Raw genomic sequence first — 18,719 nt, 5'->3', positions numbered from 1 at the left:
TGGCTCCTATTCCATATGGTGAAATCATGCCGGATTTCTCTAATTTAGATCGGTACTAAAAACTGGGTTAGGGTCACAGAAACAGCTCGGGCATGGCTCGGTCACGACCACCGAGAAGTACGTCCGGCGGCGCAAGGGAGACAAGGCCGCGCCCACTCGGTAATCGGATTTGTGGAAAAGAGCCGCGATTGCGGAAAAGAAAACGGGTCTCGGATTGCTCCGAGACCCGCGTCTTTCTTGGTAGGCCCCCCGAGAGTCGAACTCGGCACCAACGGATTATGAGTCCGCTGCTCTAACCAGGCATGAGCTAGAGGCCCAGGAAACGATTACTGCCCTTCCAGGAAGCTCTTCAGCTTATCGGCCCGGCTGGGGTGACGCAGCTTGCGCAATGCCTTCGCCTCTATTTGGCGGATGCGTTCGCGCGTGACGTCGAACTGCTTGCCCACTTCTTCCAAGGTCTGGTCGGTGCTCATCTCGATACCGAAGCGCATGCGCAGAACCTTGGCTTCACGCGGGGTGAGAGAGTCTAGCACTTCCTTGACCACATCGCGCATCGAACCGTGCAGAGCCGCATCCGAAGGCGCCAGCGTGGAGGTGTCTTCGATGAAATCACCCAGGTGCGAGTCGTCGTCGTCACCGATGGGCGTTTCCATGGAGATCGGTTCCTTGGCGATCTTCAGGATCTTGCGGATCTTGTCTTCCGGCATGTCCATCTTCTGCGCCAGGGTCGCGGGATCCGGCTCGGCGCCGGTTTCCTGCAGGATCTGGCGGCTGATCCGGTTCATCTTGTTGATCGTTTCGATCATGTGGACCGGAATACGGATGGTGCGCGCCTGGTCGGCGATGGAACGGGTGATGGCCTGGCGGATCCACCACGTCGCGTAGGTCGAGAACTTGTAGCCGCGGCGGTACTCGAACTTGTCCACGGCCTTCATCAGGCCGATGTTGCCCTCCTGGATCAGGTCCAGGAACTGCAGGCCGCGGTTCGTGTACTTCTTGGCGATGGAAATCACCAGGCGCAGGTTGGCCTCGGTCATTTCACGCTTGGCCTTGCGGGCCTTGGCTTCGCCGGTGGCCATGCGCTTGTTGACGTCCTTCAGGTCCTTCAGCGGCAGCACGACGCGCGTTTGCAGGTCGATCAGCTTCTGCTGCAGTTCCTGCACGGCGGGGATCTGGCGCTCCAGCGTTTCGGCGTACGGATGGCCGGCGGCCACTTCGTCGACGACCCACTGCAGGTTGGTTTCGTTGCCGGGGAACACCTTGATGAAGTGCAGGCGCGGCATGCCGGCACGGTCCACACACGTGTGCAGGACAGCGCGCTCGAGCTGACGGACTTCTTCAACCTGGTTGCGCAGTGTGTCGGCCAGCTTTTCCACCATCTTGGCGGTGAAGCGGATGCCCATCAGTTCGTTCTGGATGGATTCCTGGGCGCGCACGTAGATGTCCGACTTGTAGCCGTCCTTTTCGTAGGACTGGCGCATCTTGTCGAACTGCTTGCCGACTTCGTCGAACTTGGCCAGCGCCTTCACGCGCAGGTCTTCCAGCTGCTTGCTGGACATGCCGCCGGCGGGGCCGTCGTCGCTTTCGTCTTCGTCCGCGGTCACGCCGGCGCCGGCGTATTCCTCGCCGTCTTCGGGATCGACCAGGCCGTCAACCACTTCGTCGATCTGCGCCTGGCCTTCCCGCACGCGCAGGATGTGGGCCAGGATCTCGTTGATCGTGGTCGGGCAGGCCGAAATGGCCATGACCATGTGCTTCAGGCCGTCTTCGATGCGCTTGGCGATTTCGATTTCGCCTTCCCGCGTCAGCAGTTCCACCGAGCCCATTTCGCGCATGTACATGCGGACGGGGTCCGTGGTGCGGCCGAAGTCGGAATCCACCGTGGTCAGCGCGGCTTCGGCTTCGTCTTCGACGTCATCGTCGTTGGACGCGACCGGCGCGTTCTCGCTCATCAGCAGCGTTTCGGCGTCGGGGGCCTGGTCGTAGACCGCAATGCCCATGTCGCTGAAGGTGCTGATGATGCCGTCGATCGCTTCCGCGTCGACCAGGTCGTCGGGCAGGTGGTCGTTGATTTCGCCGTACGTCAGGTAGCCGCGGTCCTTGCCCAGCTTGATCAGCTGCTTCAGGCGGTTGCGGCGCGCTTCGTATTCTTCCGGGCTCACGGGGCCACGGGCGATCAGGTCCTTGGGATCGGCCTTGCCGCGCTTGCCGCCGCGCTTCGGCGGCTTCAGGTCGGGCAGGACTTCGCCTTCGCCGTCCATCGTATCGTCGAAGCCGTCGGAATCGTTGTTGGCGTTCTTGGCAGGACGGCCCGGGCGGCGGCCGCTCGGCGCCGGACGCGCGCTGCCGACCAGGTCGGCCAGCTTGTCTTCGGCCTTCTTGGCGCGAGCCTTCGTCACCTTCTCAGGCTTGTCAGCCCCGGCAGCAGTCTTGGCCGCCTTCTTGGCGGCCGTCTTGGCAGCGGGCTTGGCGACCTTCACCGCCGTCTTGGCGGGCGCTTTTTCCGCCGCCATGCTTACCGTGCGCTTGGCCTTCTTGGCCTCGGTTTCGGTCGCATCAATTGCAGAGGAGGATTTGCCGGTGGATTTGGTCATAGTCGCTTCCGTGGTCGTCGCAACCCGATTGGGCATGTTGCACCGCATAAAGCCACCCCGGGCGGTTGCCCGGCGCGGCGGTACTACGGGTAAAACTGGTGAATCGGCCGAGGCCGCGCGCCTGCGTTGTTCGCAGGGCCGGCTCTTGCGAGCCCGCCTTGCGCCGTTTGCGGTGCATTACCGTGGGTGGCGCCTGGCGTGCGTGGCCTCATTCCTTGGCGGATCCCGGGCGTTGGGGGGGCTGCCTGCCTATAAATAGGCGTTGCTTGCTTATAGGGTCATTGCCCCAAGCAGCTGAGTAGACACAGCACCCAAACCACTAACGCTACGCGGAAAAAACCGCCGCCGAACTTGCCTGATTCACCGCTCAGCTATATTAATTAACTATGTAACAAATTTGACGCACGCATCCGTTTTTATTTCGCGATTTCGCTTGCACTGCCCGGTTGCCGCGCCTAACCCTTACATCAATTAGATTCCGGCTGCCGGAATAGATTCCGCCGGCCGGATGCATTCGTACTGCCAACCTGTCCGCCAGGTTCCTGCGGGCCCAGGATTGCCACCAGATTCAGAACGAACCGGCATCAATCAACTGCAAGCACCACAATCCATAGACTCGGAACCCGTTGGCTTGCGGGCATAGGGTTCAATATCCCCTCACTACCGCCCGCGAGAATCGCTCTTGGGAATCGCTCTTGGGAATCGAATCGATTACCAAGGGAAAACCCTCAACCTCGCGGGAAACCTTTGATTTTAGCGCATTTAGCGTATCCCAGCACCTTTGAGCACATTCATGCGGCTGGAAAGCTCCAAATAGCGCTTGCGCCCCTCTTCGGTCGTCAAGCCGCTGGCCGCCAGCTTGGCCATTTCGGTCCTGGCGGCATCGAATTCGATACGGCGCAGCGCGTCGTCCCATTCGGTCTGCGGATCCGGCAAGTCTTCCTGGGACAGGATGTCGGCCCTCAAGCCCTTCAGCACGGTCGCCAGGTCCGAATCGGGATCCGCCGCCTCCAGCAAGGCGCCGACATGGCGGGCGCCGCTGGACTGCGCCAGCATGATCAAGTCCCTTACTAGACCTAGATGGGGCCCATGGTCGATGACTTCAAGCTGCTGGTCTCCCATGGTGTCCACCAGTTCAGGGTGCGCCAGGAGCAGGCCCAGCAGGCGCTTGGCCAGCGACGGCATGGTACGCCGGCCTTCGAACCCGCCGACGTCGTCGTCCCGCCGTCCCTTCCAGCCGCCCTTGCCGCCCTTCCACTCCCCCTTGCCCTTCCAGTCGCCTTTGCCTTTCCAGTCGCCCTTGCCCTTCCATTGCTGGCGGCCCGGCTGCGCGGCACCGGCGTTTCCGGCGTCGCCGTCCTGGGACGGAAAATGGCCGTAGTCCGCGTAATCGGACTCCTCGGCGGGAATATCGTGGAAATCGTGCCCGCCGAAGTCATAGCCCATGTCGGGCGGGCCCGCATCCTGGCCCGGTCCATGGCTGGCGGAAGGCGCCCCTTCGCCCGGCCGGGAGGCTGGGGCAAAGGGCTTGGCCGGCTGCTGCGCCAGCACCTGGGCCATTTCCTCGGGCGTCAGCTGCACGAGCTTGGCCATCTCCCGCTCGATCTGCACGCGCAGCGCGCACTCCGGAATGGAGGCCAGCAAGGGCTTGGCCTCATGCAGGCAGCTCGCCCGCCCTTCCGCCTCGTCCATGTTGTGCCGCGACGCCAGCTCATCCAGCAGGAAGCGCGACAACGCCACCGCATCGCCCAGGCAGGCGCGGAACGCCTCCGCGCCCAGTTCGCGCACGTACGAATCGGGATCGTGCTCCGACGGCAGGAAGAGGAAACGGATCGCGATGTCGTCGCGCAGCACGGGCAGGCAAGCCTGCAGGGCGCGCCAGGCGGCGCGCCGCCCCGCCCCGTCGCCGTCAAAACTGAAGATCACCTTGTCGCTGGCGCGCAGAAGCTTCTTCACGTGATCCGGCGTGGTGGCGGTGCCCAACGTGGCCACCGCGTTCGCGATGCCCTGCTGGGCCAGGCCGACGACGTCCATGTAGCCCTCGACCACGATCACCTGGCCTTCCTGGCGGATGGCCTGGCGCGCCTCCCACAAGCCGTAGAGCTCATGGCCCTTGGAGAACAGCGGGGTTTCCGGCGAATTCAGGTACTTGGGCTCGCCCTTGCCGATGATGCGGCCGCCGAATCCGATCAGGCTGCCCCGCGCATTGCGGATCGGGAACATGATGCGCTCCCGGAACCGGTCGTAGCGGCGGCCGTCCTCGGATTCGATGACCAGGCCCGATTCAACCAGAACCGGATCCTCGTAGCTGGGAAAAACGTGCGACAGGCCATGGCGGTCCGTGCCGGACCAGCCCAGGCCGAAATGCGCCGCGATTTCGCCGGTCAGGCCGCGTTGCTTCAGATAGCGGATCGCCGCGGGCGAGGCCCGCAACTGCTTCAGGTAATGCGCCTGGGCGGCATCCAGCACCTGCGTATGGCGAGACTCCTCGGCCTTGCGGCGCGCGGACTCCTGCTGCTGGCGTGGACTGCGATTTTCTTCGGGAACCGTCATTCCCACCGAGGCTGCGAGCGTGCGCACGGCCTCGGGGAAACTGGTGCCCGTATGCTCCATCAGGAAGGTGATGGCGCTGCCGTGCGCTCCACAGCCGAAGCAGTGATAGAACTGCTTGGTGGGGCTGACGGTGAACGAAGGGCTTTTTTCGTTATGAAAAGGGCACAGGCCAAGCAGGTTGGCCCCGCCCTTTCTCAACTGCACGTATCGCCCGACTATGTCGACGACGTCGACTCGGGCGAGCAAATCCTGGATGAATGACTCTGGAATCAATAGATTCGGGAATCAAAAATCAATACAGGCGCGGGGGCAGTTGTTGGCTACGGATGCGCTTGTAGTGGCGCTTCACGGCGGCGGCGTGCTTGCGCTTGCGCTCAGCCGTGGGCTTCTCATAGAACTCGCGCGAACGCAGCTCGGTGAGCAAACCGGTCTTTTCGATGGTGCGCTTGAAGCGACGCAGAGCGGCTTCAAACGGTTCGTTTTCCTTCAGTCGAACGATAGGCATAAAGTGATTGGCCTGCTTGTAGGGTAACAAAAGTTGATGACAAACCTGGCTTGCTTACCAGCAACGCTGCACGGATCCAGGCACGCGAAGGCAGCCCTCGATGACATGAAAATCATACCAACAGAGGCTGGTATCGCGAACTGGGAACCGGATTCCAGCTGGCCGTTTCCGTTACCCAAAGACTACCCAAAGAGTAACAAGCCAAGTTCGGTTTAGCGATAACCAGCGATTCTAGCACGGGAGCGGCCATTTTGACTACTGGGAGGACAGTCCGGCGCCAAAAGGCCGCCCACCGCCCCGCCCTCGCCAGGCCCTCGGACTCAGCCCTGGGAACCTTTGCGGATCCAGGCCTCGAGCTGGTGCGGACGCAGGCTGTCGTAATCTTCGAAAGGCTGGTGAATCCAGGGGTTCGTGGGCAGCTTGTCGACGTAATAGTCGGGCGTCGCCTGGGAATGCCCCTTCCACCACAGCACGGCGCTGCGCAGTTCGGTGATGTCGGTGAACTGGCTCTTGAGGTGGTCGTAGACCTTGCTGAAGGTCTTGCCGGTATCGACCATGTCGTCCACCAGCAACACACGCCCGGACAAAGTGCCGCGCGTAATGGTGATGAACTGGGCGATATCCATGTCGCCCTGCTTGGTGCCGGCAGCCTCGCGGTAGCTGCTGGTGGCCAGGATGCCCAGGGGTACGTCAAAAATCCGGGACATAACATCGCCGACGCGCATGCCGCCGCGCGCCAGGCAAAGAATCTTGTCGAACTTCCAACCCGATTGATGCACCTGCAAGGACAGGCGCTCGATCAGGCGGTTGTAGTCGTCCCACGTCACCCACAGATGGCTGCCATCATTGGTCGGCGTGCTCATAGGCAAGCATCTCCTGCTTAAAAATACGAAAAGGCCGCCGCCGGTGTGAGACCGGCGGCGGCCTTGCGAATAATAACCCGATGTCAGCCCTTCAGGGGATGACGCAGCACAATGGTTTCATTGCGGTCGGGGCCGGTCGACACGAGGTCGATGGGCACGCCGCACACTTCCGCCACGCGCTCCAGGTAGCGACGAGCCGCCTGAGGCAGCTTGTCGTACTCGGTGATGCCGACCGTGGATTCGCTCCAGCCGGGCAGCTCTTCGAGCACCGGCTGTGCCTGGGCGACCGCGTGCGCGCCGTAGGGCAGCACGTCGCGGAATTCGCCGTTGACGCGGTACCCGACGCCCAACTGGATGGTCTCCAGGCCGTCCAGCACGTCCAGCTTGGTGATGCACAGGCCGGTGATGCCGTTCAGGCGGACCGAGCGCTTGAGCGCGGCGCCGTCGAACCAGCCGCAGCGGCGCGGACGGCCCGTGACCGAACCGAATTCCTTGCCGATGGTCGCCAGGCGGGTGCCGATCTCGTCGACCAGTTCCGTGGGGAACGGCCCCGAACCGACGCGGGTCGTGTAGGCCTTGGTGATGCCCAGGACATAGTCGAGCTGCTGCGGACCGACGCCGGCGCCGGCCGAAGCCGCGCCCGCGACGCAGTTGCTGCTGGTGACGAACGGGTAGGTGCCGTGGTCGACGTCCAGCAGAGCGCCCTGCGCGCCTTCGAACAGCAGGCGCTGCCCGGCCTGCTGCATGGCGAACAGGTTGCTCGACACGTCCTTGACCATCGGGGCGATGGCCGGAGCCAGCGCCATGGCCTGGTCGCGCACCTCGCTGGCGGAAACCGCCTCGGCGCCCAGGTACTTGGTCAGCACGAAATTGTGGTAATCCAGCACTTCGGCGAGCTTCTCGTCGAACAGCTGGGGATTGAACAGGTCCTGCACGCGCAGCGCGCGGCGGGCGACCTTGTCTTCGTAGGCGGGGCCGATGCCGCGGCCGGTCGTGCCGATCTTGCCGTCGCCCTTGCGCGCTTCGCGCGCCTTGTCGATGGCGACGTGGTACGGCAGGATCAGCGGGCAGATTTCGGAAATCTGCAGGCGCGAACGGACGTCCAGGCCGGCGGCCTCAAGCTCTTCGATTTCCTTGAGCAGGGCTTCCGGGGACAGCACGACGCCATTGCCGATGAAGCAGGTGACACCGGGGTGCATGATGCCCGACGGGATCAGGCGAAGAATCGTCTTCTTGCCATTGATCCACAGCGTATGGCCGGCATTGTGACCGCCTTGGAAGCGGACCACGCCCTGGACGGATTCCGCCAGCCAGTCGACGATCTTGCCCTTGCCCTCGTCACCCCATTGGGTGCCGATTACGACTACGTTCTTGCTCATGTTACGAATCAATATCGAGTTTCTCGGGAAATCCGGAAATCTCCCCGCGGCCCTCTCGTTGCCGAGAGGGAGTTAGTCACAGCGTTCTGACCGTCCAGGCGCCATCCTGCAGCGCCAGCTCGCGATCGCAAACGAATTCGTCCTGATCCTGCTCGTGCCCGGGCAATACCTGAACGACAATTTCACCCGACCGGCGCAGGCGGCGAACCGCCTCGGTCAAGGCGGGGGCCTGCCCCCAGGGCGCGCGAACCGCACGCGCCCGTTCCGCCGGCGCCAAACCCGCCGCCAGCTTGCGTAAATCCAGACTGAAGCCTGTGGCGGGGCGCGCCCGGCCGAATGCACGGCTGACGTCGTCATAGCGCCCGCCGCTGACCAGCGCGTCGCGCCAGCCCTCGGCGTACAGCGCGAACTTCACGCCGGAATGGTAGCCATAGCCCCCCACATCGGCCAGGTCGACGCCGAACGAGACGCTGGGCATGGCGTCCACCACGGCCTGCAGCGCGTCCAGCGCGGCGGCGACGCCAGGCAGCAAGGGCAGCTCGCGCCGGGCCTGCTGCAGCACTTCGGGGCCGCCGTACAGATTGGGCAGCAGCTTCAGGGCCTGCAGCGTTTCGGCACGCATGCCGGGCGCGCGGGCCGCCAGTTCGACCAGGCCGGGAACGTCCTTCTCGCGCATCAGCAGGATGACCTCTTCCGACAGCGCTGCCAGGGCGGAGTCCGACTCCAGGATGGCGCGGAGCACGCCCGGATGGCAGAGATCCAGCCGCGGGTTGCGCACGCCGGCGATCGCCACCGTTTCCAGCACGAGCTGGATGATTTCCAGGTCGGCCTCGGACCCGGCATGGCCGTAGATCTCGGCGCCGATCTGCAACAGCTCGCGGCTGGACAGCAAGTCTGCCGGACGGGCGTGCAGCACGTTGCCGCAATAGCACAGGCGGGTGACGCCCGCGCGGTTCAGCAAGTGCGCGTCGATGCGCGTGACTTGAGGAGTCATGTCAGCGCGCACGCCCAGCGTGCGGCCGGACAGCTGGTCGACCAGTTTGCACGTACGCAGATCCAGATCGCTGCCGGTACCGGACAGCAACGAATCGATGTATTCGACCAGGGGCGGCGCGACCAGCTCGAAGCCGTACGTGCGGTACAGATCGAGAAGTTCGCGGCGCAATTCCTCGATGCGCCGGGCCTCTGCCGGAAGTACGTCGGCAAGGCTCTCGGGCAGCAACCAGTTACCCATGAATGTTTACCTGAATAACGCCAAGTGATGCGTGGGCGTCGCCCAAACGAAAAGCGGCTGAGGGGCGTAAGCCCGCTCAGCCGCTGCGGAATGTTTTCTAGCTTACGCGGTATTGTACATGGTTCAGCGGCGAGCGCCAGCCGGAGTTGCCCGCCCGCAAAACCGTCCCCCAATTACCCGCGCGAGCGGGCCTGCCCGGCAGAAAGCGATAAGCCCCTTGGATCTCCAAGGGGCTTTGCTTACCGCATTACCGCCGCCGCCCTACTTGGCCGGCAGGGTGACCGGAGCCAGGGCGGCGCCGGCCGGATCTTTCATGAACTGGAAGAAGCTGGAGCTGGGGTCGACCACCAGCACGTCTCCCGGCTTCGAGAACGAAGCGCGATAGGCTTCCAGGCTCTTGTAGTACGTATAGAACTGCGGGTTCTTGCCGTAGGCCTGCGCGTAGATCGATGCCGCGGCGGCATCGCCCTCGCCCATGATACCCTGGGCCTTGGCATAGGCCTGGGCCACGATCACCTCGCGCTGGCGGTCGGCTTCGGCGCGGATCTTCTCGCCTTCGGCGGCGCCGATGGAACGCAGCTCGTTGGCAACGCGGGTACGCTCCGCCTCCATGCGGCGATACACCGATTCCGAGATTTCCGGGGCGAATTCGATGCGGCGCAGACGCACGTCGACGATCTGCACGCCCAGGGGCTCGGCGCGCTTGGCCACGTTGGTCAGGATCTCGGCCATGATCTTGTCGCGTTCGGTCGACACCACGTCGCGCACCGTGCGCACGTTGACCGATGCGTTCAGCGCGTCGCGGATCAGCGCCTGCAGGCGCTCTTGCGCCACGCGCTCGTTGCCGCCCGTCGAGACGTAGTATTGGCGGGGATCCGCAATACGCCACTTGACGTAGGAATCGATCAGCAGGTTCTTCTTTTCGGAAGTCTGGATGCGTTCGGCTTCGTTGGTTTCGATGGTCAGAATGCGCTTGTCGAGCGTCACGACATTCTGGAACGGCGGCGGGGCCTTGAAGTACAGGCCGGGTTCGTTGATGGTCTTGCGCACTTCACCCAGCGAGAACACGAGGGCGTAGTCGCGCTCGCGCACGACGAAGACGCAGGAAGAAAGGGCGGCCAGCACGATGAGCAGGCCGACCAGGACAGGCATGAGACGTTGCATGATCAGGACTCCTCCGGGTTAGCGCGACGTACGGTCGCGGGGCAGCGTGTTGCTGTTGCTGCTGCCGGAAGATTGGGGCACCGGCGCGGCGCTGCCGCGCAGCGGGGGCTGGACGGGCTGGCTGGACAGACCGGACGAACCGGCACTGCCGGCGCTGGACTTGCTGACGTCCTGGGCGGCCAGATGCATGATCTTGTCCAGGGGCAGGTACAACATATTGTTGTTGCTCTTGGTGTCGACCATGACCTTGCTGGCGCGCGTGAAGATCTCCTGCATGCTTTCCAGGTACATACGCTGGCGCATGACCGCCGGCGCCTTCTCGTACTCGCCGAGGATGCTGGTGAAGCGCGACGTATTACCCTGGGCGTCGCCCACGACCTTGGCCTTGTAGCCTTCGGCCTGCTCAAGCATGCGGGATGCCTGGCCGCTGGCCAGCGGCACGACCTGGTTGGCGTAGGCCTGGCCTTCGTTGATCTGGCGCTCGCGGTCCTGGCCGGCCTTGACGGCGTCGTCGAACGCGGCCTGCACCTGCTCGGGCGGCTGCACGTTCTGGATGGCGACGGTGCTGACCTGCACGCCGCTCTGGTAGCGGTCCAGGATCTGCTGCATCAGCGCCTGCACTTGCGACGCCACGGTGGTACGGCCTTCGTACAGCACGAAGTCCATCGATTGCTTGCCCACGACTTCGCGCATGGCCGTTTCGGAAGCCTGGCGGACGGATTCGTCCGGGTCGCGCGTCTTGAACAGGTAGTCGGGCGCGCCGTCGGCGCGCAGGCGGTACTGGACGACGAACTGCATGTCGACGATGTTCTCGTCCGTCGTGAGCATCAGCGCCTCGGGCAGCACCTTGTTGCGCGCGCCGCCCCGGAAGCCGACCTCGAACGTGCGCAGCTGCGACACGTTGACGATCTCGTGGCTCTGGATCGGATAAGGCAGGCGCCATTGGAAGCCGGCTTGGGACGTGCTTTTGTATTTGCCGAACTGGGTCACGACCGCGACCTGGCCTTCCTGCACGATATAGAAACCGCTGGCCAGCCAGATGCCGGCCGCGACCAGGGCGACGACGCCCAGGCCGATACGCGCGCCGCGCGGCGAAGGCGGCGTCATTCCGCCTCGGTTGCCGGGACGGTTATTGCCGCCCCCGCCCTTGCGGCCGAACAGGGATCCGATGCGATTATTGAAATCGCGCCAGACCTCGTCCAGGTCGGGAGGACCGTCTCCATTGCCTTGCGGCCGCTTCGGCGGCGGCTCGGAGCCGTTGTTGTTCCCACGACCCCAGCCGGGGTCATTCAGATTGAAGAGTTTGATAATTCGCGGCATTGTTTCCCACAATCTGTCCGGTCTCCGCAATTGCCCCGCGCAACGCGTCCAAGCCGGCGCGCTCGGTGGCGCTTACAAATACTCGCGCAATCGTACCATGTGCATCGCGCTCCACCCGGGGTTCCAATCCTGCCCGGTCTATCTTGTTGTATACAAGAATGGTGGGAACGGACGCCGCGCCGATTTCGGCCAGGACCTTGTTGACTTCGAAAATCTGTTCGTCCCGCTGCGGGCTGGCGGCATCGACCACGTGCAGCAGCAGGTCGGCATGCACGGTCTCTTCCAGGGTGGCCCGGAACGCCGCGATCAGGCCGTGAGGCAGGTCCCGGATGAAACCCACCGTATCCGACACCACCACCGACCCCGCCCCTTCGATCCAGATGCGGCGCGTGGTCGTGTCCAGGGTGGCGAAGAGCTGGTCCGCGGCGTAGCTGTCGGCCCGGGTCAGCGCATTGAACAGCGTGGACTTGCCGGCGTTGGTATACCCGACCAGCGACACCGACAGCGCGCCGCCCCGGGCGCGTGCCCGGCGCTGGGTGACACGCTGGCGCTCGACCTTGTCCAGGCGCTCGCGCAGCACCTTGACCTTGGCGCCGATCATGCGCCGGTCCATTTCCAGCTGGGATTCACCCGGCCCCCGCATGCCGATGCCCCCGCGCTGCCGCTCCAGGTGAGTCCACAGACGCGTCAGGCGCGTGGCCAGATGCTGCAACTGGGCCAGTTCGACCTGCAATTTGCCTTCGTGGCTCTTGGCGCGCAGGGCGAAGATGTCCAGGATGAGCGCGACGCGATCCACCACGCGCAAATTGAAAGCGCGTTCCAGGTTGCGCTGCTGGGCGGGAGACAGGGGCTGGTCGAACAGGACGATATCGGCCAGCAGCGCCTGCGCCATGGCCACGCCCTCGTCTGCCTTGCCCGAGCCGATGAAGAATTTCGCGTCGGGCCGGTCGCGCCGCGCGGTCAGGGTGCCGACGATTTCGGCGCCAGCGCCCTTGGCCAGCATGGCGAATTCCTCGGCATGGGCCGCGAAGTCTGGATCTCCCAGATCCACGCTGATGATCAAAGCGCGCATACATGCACCATATCGGAGCCAAAGCGAAAATGCCCGCCGACGTCAGCCGTCCGGCGGGCAAAAAAGGATAAAGCTGGAGCGAGATTACTCAGCAGGGACTTCCACCTGAAAATTCACGGCGCGCGCGGGGACGACGGTGGAAATGGCGTGCTTGTAGACCATTTGGGTGACCGTATTGCGCAGCAGCACCACGTATTGGTCGAAGGATTCGATTTGCCCTTGAAGCTTGATGCCGTTCACCAGGTAGATCGACACGGGGACATGGTCCTTGCGCAGCGTGTTCAGGAACGGATCTTGCAGAGTTTGCCCTTTATTGCTCATTGGCCAGGCTCCATTTGTTTGTTATTGAATGATGGCGTACTTGTGTACTGGTGGGGTACGCCGAAACATGTACTCTACAGGGTTTTCCCGGCCCGTGCTACTTGGCCGGGAAGCAAAAGTGACACCAGAGTTTTCCGGCGGAAAGCCCCTGGCCGTCACGCTTGCAGAACCTCCGCAAGCGCCGTCAACAACAGCTCGCACTGCGCGTCGGTGCCCACGGTAATGCGCAGAAACTGATCGATGCGCGCTTGGCGGAAATGGCGCACGATGATGCTGCGTTCGCGCAAGGCGGCGGCCAGCTCCGCGGCGTCCTTCGAAGGATGCCGCGCGAACACGAAATTCGCGGAAGAAGGCAGCACCTCGAAGCCCAGCGCCTGCAGGCCCGCTGTCATCCGCGACCGGGTTTCGATCACGGCTTGGCGAGTCTTCTCAAAGTACTCCGTATCTTCCAGCGCCGCTACCGCGCCCGCGGACGCCAGGCGATCGATGGGATATGAGTTGAAACTGTTCTTTACGCGCTCCAGCCCTTCGATGAGCGCGGCGCTGCCCACGGCGAAGCCGACCCGCAGTCCGGCCAGCGAGCGCGATTTGGAGAGGGTCTGCACCACGAGCAGATTGTCGTAGCGGGAGATCAGGGGAATGACGGACTCTCCGCCAAAATCCACGTAGGCCTCGTCCACCACGACGACGGCGTCGGGATTGCCGGCGACGATGCGCTCGACCTCGGCCGCGTCCAGCGCCCGGCCGGTGGGGGCATTGGGATTCGGGAAAATGATGGCGCCCGCCTGCCCATTGCGGCCGGGCAGGTAGTCCTCGACGTCGATGCGGAAGTCGGACGTGAGCGGCACCGTTTCGTATTCGATTCCGTACAGGCCGCAATAGACCGGATAGAAGCTGTAGGTGATGTCCGGGAAACGCAGCGGCCGCTCATGCTTGAGCAGCGCGAGGAAAACGTGCGCCAGCACCTCGTCGGACCCATTGCCCACGAACACCTGGGCAGGCCGCAGGCCGACGGTTCCGGCGATGGCCTGCCGCAGGCGGTCGGACGAAGGATCCGGGTAGAGCTTGAGCGCGTCGTCGCAGGCCGAGCGGATCGCGTCGAGCACCTTCGGCGACGGGCCGTAGGGATGCTCGTTGGTGTTCAGCTTGACCAGATTCTGAAGCTTGGGCTGCTCGCCCGGGACATACGGACTGAGCGTCCCGACGACGGGACTCCAGAAGCGGCTCATGGATCAGCTTTCCTGCGTATAGGGGTTGTGCGAGGACTTGAATTCGATGCGCAAAGGCGTGCCGGCCAGGTCGAAGGCGTTGCGGAAGCGCGTTTCCAGGTAACGGCGGTACGAATCCGGCACCGCATCGAGCGCGTTGCCATGGATGATGACCAGCGGAGGGTTCTGTCCGCCCTGGTGCGCGTAGCGCATCTTCGGACGGAAAATGCCCTTGCGCGGAGGCGGCTGCTGCTCGACGGCGGCCTGCAGCTCGCGCGTCAGCTTGGGCGTGGACAGCTTGGCGAAGGCCGCGGCATGCGCCGCATTGATCGATTTCAGCAAGGGCTTCACGCCCTGCCCGCGCAGCGCCGAAATGGTGTGCATGCGGGCAAACGACAGGAAGCGCAGCTTGCGCTGGAATTCGCGCTCGATGCGCTCCTTGGCCTCGCCATCCAGGCCGTCCCACTTGTTGATGGCCACGACCACGGCGCGCCCGGTTTCCAGCACGAAGCCCGCGATGTGGGCATCCTGCTCGGAGATCTCGGTCTGGGCGTCCAGCATCAGCAGCACGACATTGCTGGCCTCGATGGCCTGCAGCGTCTTGATGACGGAGAATTTCTCGACCGCCTCGAACACCTTGCCGCGCTTGCGCAGGCCCGCGGTGTCGATCAGCGTGTAGCGGCGGCCGTCGCGTTCGAAATCGATCTCGATGGCGTCGCGGGTGGTGCCGGGCATGTCGAACGCGATCACGCGCTCTTCACCCATCAGGGTATTGATGAGCGTGGACTTGCCCACGTTGGGGCGTCCGACGATCGCCAGCTTGATGCGGTGATCGTGCTCGCCCTCTTCTTCCGCCTCGTCTTCGGCGGGCGGACCGGCCAGGTCGTTGAGCGCCAGCTCGATCAGGTCCACGATGCCGTCGCCGTGCGCCGCGGAGATGGGATAGGGCTGGCCCAGCCCCAACTCGTGGAATTCGGAAATCGCGGCGCCGGCGCCCATGCCTTCGGCCTTGTTGACGGCGAGCAGGACGCGCTGCTGGCCGGACTTGCGCAGCAGCTTGGCGATCTCGTGATCGTGCGCATTCACGCCCGCACGCGCGTCCACCAAGAACACCACCACATCGGCCTCGGCGATGGCCTGCCGGGTCTGGCGAGCCATCTCCAGCAGGATGCCGTCCTTGGCGACAGGCTCGAAACCACCGGTATCGATGACGATGAAGGGGGTCTCGCCCACCCTGCCCTCGCCGTAGTGGCGATCGCGGGTGAGGCCGGAATAATCGGCCACCAGCGCGGCGCGCGATCGCGTCAGGCGGTTGAAAAGGGTCGACTTTCCCACGTTGGGGCGACCGACCAGGGCGACGACAGGCTTGAAAGACACGGTGTAAGGCTTTTCTATAGGATTAGTTGGCGCCGATCAGGACGAGGTTGCCATTGCCCGTCTGGACCAGCACGCCTTGGGGAGTGGTTTGCGGCGGCGACACGATCGCCCCGCCGCCCACCGACAGGCGGGCCATCAGGCTGCCGTCGCTGCGAGACAGGAAATGCACGTAGCCGTCCAGGTCGCCCACGGCAAGCGCGCCGCCGAGCAAGGCCGGCGCGGTGAGCTGGCGGTTCTTCAGCGCGGCCTGCTTCCAGACGTTGCCGCCGTTGTCCAGGGCGAAAGCGTTGACCACGCCGTTCTGGTCCGGCGAATAGGCGTAACGGTCGTCCAGGGTCAGGCCGCTGACGCTGGAGAAGTCCTTGGCCCACAGCGGACGGCCGCCGGCCGTGACGTCGAAGCAGACGATGCGGCCCTGGTAGGCCACGCCGCAAAGCAGGTTGCCCGCGATGCGAGGCACGCCGACCACGTCGGTCAGGCGTTCGAGGTCGCTGGCGCCGCGCGGCGTCGCCACGGTGCCTTCCCATTGCACGTTGCCGCTATTGGAGGCGATGGCCATCAATTTGCCGCCAGGCAGGCCCGTGATGACCAGGCCCTCGGCCAGGACCATCTGCGATACGCTGCGCAATGCCAGCGCGGGGCCCGGGCGCTGCACGCTCCAGACCCGCTCGCCGTTGTTGGCATCGAACGCCTGGATCCGGTAGTCGCCGCTGCGCACCACGACGATGCCGTAACCCACCACGGGCGGAATCGTCACGTCGCTGGTGGCGCGAACCTTCCATTTCACCTTGCCGGTGTCGTCGAAGGCGATCACGTCGCCATCGGGCGAAGCCACCGCTGTGGTCGTGCCGTCGCTACCCGCGCCCGCGGACAGTTTGCCCTCGGTCTTGGCCTTCCAGATGGAACGGCCGCTCTGCAGATCGAATTTGCCGACCGAACCGTCGGGCGTGGCGGCATAGATGGCATCGCCCAGGACCGTGGGCGCGAAGCCCAGGCCGGAACCGCTGCCGATCGACGCCGACCAGACCTGGCGCACGGACATGCCGGCCTTGTATTCGGTAAGGGGCGCGGGATCGTAGCGGCCGTCGTCGCTGGAAAACATGCCGCATCCGCCGAGGGCGAGCAGGCCCGCCAGGCAAACGGCGCCGCGCCACGTACGGCCAGGTGCAAATTTACGCATTACAGTCACGCTCCGCTCAGGGCATCCAGTTTCAGTTGCACAACCTGGGTCAAGGGATTCGCAGTGCCCAGGCCATCGATGGCGCTTTGCCATGCCGCCCGGGCTTCGTCACGCTTGCCCTGCGCAGCGAGGATATCGCCGCGGCGATCCGCGTACAAGGCGGCGAAGGCCGGCGGCGGATTGTTGAGCTGCCCCAGCGCGGCATCGTACTGCTTCTGGTCCAGCAGCATGCCGGCCAGGCGCAGGCGCGCCACGGCCTGCATGGACGGGACCTTGCCCTGGCCCGCCAGCCATTCCAGCTGTTCGCGGGCGCCGGCATCGTCCTTCAGGGCCTGCAGGGCCTGGGCCGCCACCAGCGCGCCGCGCGTGGCGTAGCCCGTGGCCGGATAATCTTCACGCAGCGTGGCCGCCGCGGTCTTGATGCGCACCGCCGAATCGGCGCCGCCCAGGCGGGCCGCGTCTTCGAGCGCCTCGAAATAACCCATGGCCTGGTTGGCGCGATGCCCCTGGTAGGCCTTCCAGCTCCACCAGCCGCCCCAGGCCAGCGCGACCGCCGCCGCCAGCGTGACGACCAGCGTGCCGTAACGGGCCCACCACGCCTTGATTGCGTCGAGTTTTTCCTGTTCTTCCAGATCGTATGCCATGCATTAACCCTTGATGTTCAATACGTCGGCCAATCCCGCCAACGGGACCTGCTGCTGCGCGGCTTCGCCCTGCGCATCGGCGCGCAGGAACTTGACGCTGGCGGTCTGTGCAGCCACTTCTTCGGCGCCAAGGATAACCGCAACCCGGGCGCCGCTGGCGTCGGCGCGCTTGAATTGGGATTTGAAGCTTGCCGCGCCGGCATGCACGATGACCGACAGGCCGGCGTCGCGCAGGTCTTCGCCGACGCGGGCGGCCAGGCGCTGGGCCTCTTCGCCCTGGTGCACGACATAGACCTCGCATTCGGCCGGAACCGGCGCCTGCACGCTCTGTTCCCAGAGATCGAGCAGGCGCTCCATGCCGATGGCGAAGCCCACCGCGGGCGCCGGCTTGCCGCCCAGCAGTTCGACCAGGCCGTCGTAGCGGCCGCCGCCGCACACCGTGCCCTGGGAGCCCAGACGGTCGGTCACCCACTCGAACACGGTGAGGTTGTAGTAGTCCAGGCCGCGCACCAGGCGCGGATTCAGGCGGTATTCGATGCCGGCGTCCGCCAGGCGCTGGCACACGCCGTCGAAGTGCGCGCGGGACTCCTCGCCCAGAAAGTCGAACAGGCGCGGCGCGCTGTCGGCCATTTCCTGCATGGCGGGATTCTTCGTGTCCAGCACGCGCAGCGGGTTGCTGTACATGCGGCGCTGGCCGTCTTCGTCGAGGATGTCGCGGTGTTTTTCGAGGTGCTCGATCAGCGCGGCGCGATGGGCGGCGCGCTCGGCCGGCTGGCCCAGCGAGTTCAGTTCGAGGCGCACGTCGGTCAGGCCCAGCAGCTTCCACAGGCGGGCCAGCATGACGATCAGTTCCGCATCCACGTCCGGACCGGCGAAGCCCAGGGCCTCGACGTCGATCTGGTGGAACTGGCGATAGCGGCCGCGCTGCGGGCGCTCGTGGCGGAATACCGGCCCGATGGAGTAGACGCGCTGCGGGCGGTCGTAGAGCATGTTGTGCTCGATCGAGGCGCGCACGATGCCGGCCGTCATTTCCGGACGCATGGTCAGCGATTCGCCGTTGAGCGCATCGGTGAAGGTGTACATCTCTTTTTCGACGATATCGGTCACTTCGCCGATGCCGCGCGCGAACAGGCGCGTATGCTCAAGCACGGGCGTGCGCACATTGCGGTAGCCATAGCCGCGCAGCCAGCCGCGCACGATTTCCTCGAATTGCTCCCAGCGGGCGCTCGCCCCCGGCAACAGGTCATTCATGCCGCGTATGGCGGCGACTTTCTGGAAAGCTTGAGTCATCTTGATCATGCCGCG

General features: G+C 64.6%; 15 protein-coding genes and 1 tRNA gene. All 16 read right to left on the bottom strand.

Annotated elements, in window-relative coordinates; all coding sequences use genetic code 11:
* Positions 1-238: 238 nt before the first annotated feature.
* The 16 genes from ACN6PJ_RS29545 to hisS all read right to left on the bottom strand — a co-directional run bounded on the left by ACN6PJ_RS29545 (position 239) and on the right by hisS (position 18,713).
* Positions 239-317, bottom strand: a tRNA-Ile gene (locus tag ACN6PJ_RS29545).
* Between the two features lie 9 nt (positions 318-326).
* On the bottom strand, positions 327-2,594 hold the full coding sequence (rpoD, locus tag ACN6PJ_RS29540; protein WP_427999239.1) for an RNA polymerase sigma factor RpoD: 2,268 nt from the start codon (positions 2,592-2,594) through the stop codon (positions 327-329).
* 762 nt (positions 2,595-3,356) lie between these two features.
* Positions 3,357-5,420 carry a DNA primase gene (dnaG, locus tag ACN6PJ_RS29535; RefSeq protein ID WP_427999238.1) on the bottom strand — a complete coding sequence of 688 codons (2,064 nt, stop codon included), beginning with the start codon at positions 5,418-5,420 and terminating at the stop codon, positions 3,357-3,359.
* Between the two features lie 19 nt (positions 5,421-5,439).
* Positions 5,440-5,652 (bottom strand): 30S ribosomal protein S21, encoded by a 213-nt coding sequence (gene rpsU / locus ACN6PJ_RS29530; protein ID WP_006218592.1) that lies wholly within the window; start codon positions 5,650-5,652, stop codon positions 5,440-5,442.
* A gap of 320 nt (positions 5,653-5,972) precedes the next feature.
* A complete protein-coding gene (locus ACN6PJ_RS29525; RefSeq protein WP_427999237.1) occupies positions 5,973-6,515 on the bottom strand; it encodes a phosphoribosyltransferase in 543 nt (180 codons plus the stop codon).
* 83 nt (positions 6,516-6,598) lie between these two features.
* Positions 6,599-7,894 (bottom strand): adenylosuccinate synthase, encoded by a 1,296-nt coding sequence (locus ACN6PJ_RS29520; protein WP_427999236.1) that lies wholly within the window; start codon positions 7,892-7,894, stop codon positions 6,599-6,601.
* Between the two features lie 76 nt (positions 7,895-7,970).
* Positions 7,971-9,128: an ATP phosphoribosyltransferase regulatory subunit gene (locus ACN6PJ_RS29515; RefSeq protein ID WP_427999235.1), complete on the bottom strand. Its 1,158-nt coding sequence runs from the start codon at positions 9,126-9,128 to the stop codon at positions 7,971-7,973.
* Between the two features lie 261 nt (positions 9,129-9,389).
* The gene (hflC, locus tag ACN6PJ_RS29510) at positions 9,390-10,292 is read right to left on the bottom strand and encodes a protease modulator HflC (protein WP_427999234.1); all 903 of its coding nucleotides are present in this window, start codon (positions 10,290-10,292) and stop codon (positions 9,390-9,392) included.
* An 18-nt stretch (positions 10,293-10,310) separates the two neighbouring features.
* A complete protein-coding gene (hflK, locus tag ACN6PJ_RS29505; RefSeq protein ID WP_427999233.1) occupies positions 10,311-11,612 on the bottom strand; it encodes an FtsH protease activity modulator HflK in 1,302 nt (433 codons plus the stop codon).
* On the bottom strand, positions 11,578-12,684 hold the full coding sequence (hflX, locus tag ACN6PJ_RS29500) for a GTPase HflX (protein ID WP_427999232.1): 1,107 nt from the start codon (positions 12,682-12,684) through the stop codon (positions 11,578-11,580). Before hflX ends, hflK begins: the two co-directional genes overlap by 35 nt.
* Before the next feature lie 84 nt (positions 12,685-12,768).
* Entirely contained in the window at positions 12,769-13,005 is a 237-nt protein-coding gene (hfq, locus tag ACN6PJ_RS29495; protein ID WP_006218585.1) for an RNA chaperone Hfq, read from the bottom strand.
* A 155-nt stretch (positions 13,006-13,160) separates the two neighbouring features.
* Positions 13,161-14,234, bottom strand: coding sequence for a histidinol-phosphate transaminase (hisC, locus tag ACN6PJ_RS29490; protein ID WP_427999231.1), 1,074 nt, complete (start codon positions 14,232-14,234; stop codon positions 13,161-13,163).
* A 3-nt stretch (positions 14,235-14,237) separates the two neighbouring features.
* Positions 14,238-15,590, bottom strand: coding sequence for a ribosome biogenesis GTPase Der (der, locus tag ACN6PJ_RS29485; protein ID WP_427999230.1), 1,353 nt, complete (start codon positions 15,588-15,590; stop codon positions 14,238-14,240).
* A gap of 22 nt (positions 15,591-15,612) precedes the next feature.
* Complete coding sequence (gene bamB / locus ACN6PJ_RS29480; RefSeq protein WP_427999229.1) at positions 15,613-16,770, bottom strand: outer membrane protein assembly factor BamB; 1,158 nt, start codon at positions 16,768-16,770, stop codon at positions 15,613-15,615.
* Between the two features lie 5 nt (positions 16,771-16,775).
* The gene (locus tag ACN6PJ_RS29475; protein ID WP_427999228.1) at positions 16,776-17,414 is read right to left on the bottom strand and encodes a YfgM family protein; all 639 of its coding nucleotides are present in this window, start codon (positions 17,412-17,414) and stop codon (positions 16,776-16,778) included.
* A 3-nt stretch (positions 17,415-17,417) separates the two neighbouring features.
* Positions 17,418-18,713, bottom strand: coding sequence for a histidine--tRNA ligase (hisS, locus tag ACN6PJ_RS29470; RefSeq protein ID WP_427999240.1), 1,296 nt, complete (start codon positions 18,711-18,713; stop codon positions 17,418-17,420).
* Between the last annotated feature and the right edge of the window lie 6 nt (positions 18,714-18,719).

The sequence above is a fragment of the Achromobacter sp. genome (genome assembly GCF_050285585.1).
GTDB lineage: Bacteria > Pseudomonadota > Gammaproteobacteria > Burkholderiales > Burkholderiaceae_B > Achromobacter.
This window is presented reverse-complemented; position numbering and strand designations above follow the sequence as displayed.

Excerpts from the sequence above, each read along its gene's own strand:
- rpoD (WP_427999239.1), bottom strand. The coding sequence starts at position 2,594 with ATGACCAAATCCACCGGCAAATCCTCCTCTGCAATTGATGCGACCGAA.
- rpsU (WP_006218592.1), bottom strand. The coding sequence starts at position 5,652 with ATGCCTATCGTTCGACTGAAGGAAAACGAACCGTTTGAAGCCGCTCTG.
- ACN6PJ_RS29525 (WP_427999237.1), bottom strand. The coding sequence starts at position 6,515 with ATGAGCACGCCGACCAATGATGGCAGCCATCTGTGGGTGACGTGGGAC.
- ACN6PJ_RS29520 (WP_427999236.1), bottom strand. The coding sequence starts at position 7,894 with ATGAGCAAGAACGTAGTCGTAATCGGCACCCAATGGGGTGACGAGGGC.
- ACN6PJ_RS29515 (WP_427999235.1), bottom strand. The coding sequence starts at position 9,128 with ATGGGTAACTGGTTGCTGCCCGAGAGCCTTGCCGACGTACTTCCGGCA.
- hflC (WP_427999234.1), bottom strand. The coding sequence starts at position 10,292 with ATGCAACGTCTCATGCCTGTCCTGGTCGGCCTGCTCATCGTGCTGGCC.
- hflK (WP_427999233.1), bottom strand. The coding sequence starts at position 11,612 with ATGCCGCGAATTATCAAACTCTTCAATCTGAATGACCCCGGCTGGGGT.
- hflX (WP_427999232.1), bottom strand. The coding sequence starts at position 12,684 with ATGCGCGCTTTGATCATCAGCGTGGATCTGGGAGATCCAGACTTCGCG.
- hfq (WP_006218585.1), bottom strand. The coding sequence starts at position 13,005 with ATGAGCAATAAAGGGCAAACTCTGCAAGATCCGTTCCTGAACACGCTG.
- hisC (WP_427999231.1), bottom strand. The coding sequence starts at position 14,234 with ATGAGCCGCTTCTGGAGTCCCGTCGTCGGGACGCTCAGTCCGTATGTC.
- bamB (WP_427999229.1), bottom strand. The coding sequence starts at position 16,770 with ATGCGTAAATTTGCACCTGGCCGTACGTGGCGCGGCGCCGTTTGCCTG.
- ACN6PJ_RS29475 (WP_427999228.1), bottom strand. The coding sequence starts at position 17,414 with ATGGCATACGATCTGGAAGAACAGGAAAAACTCGACGCAATCAAGGCG.
- hisS (WP_427999240.1), bottom strand. The coding sequence starts at position 18,713 with ATGATCAAGATGACTCAAGCTTTCCAGAAAGTCGCCGCCATACGCGGC.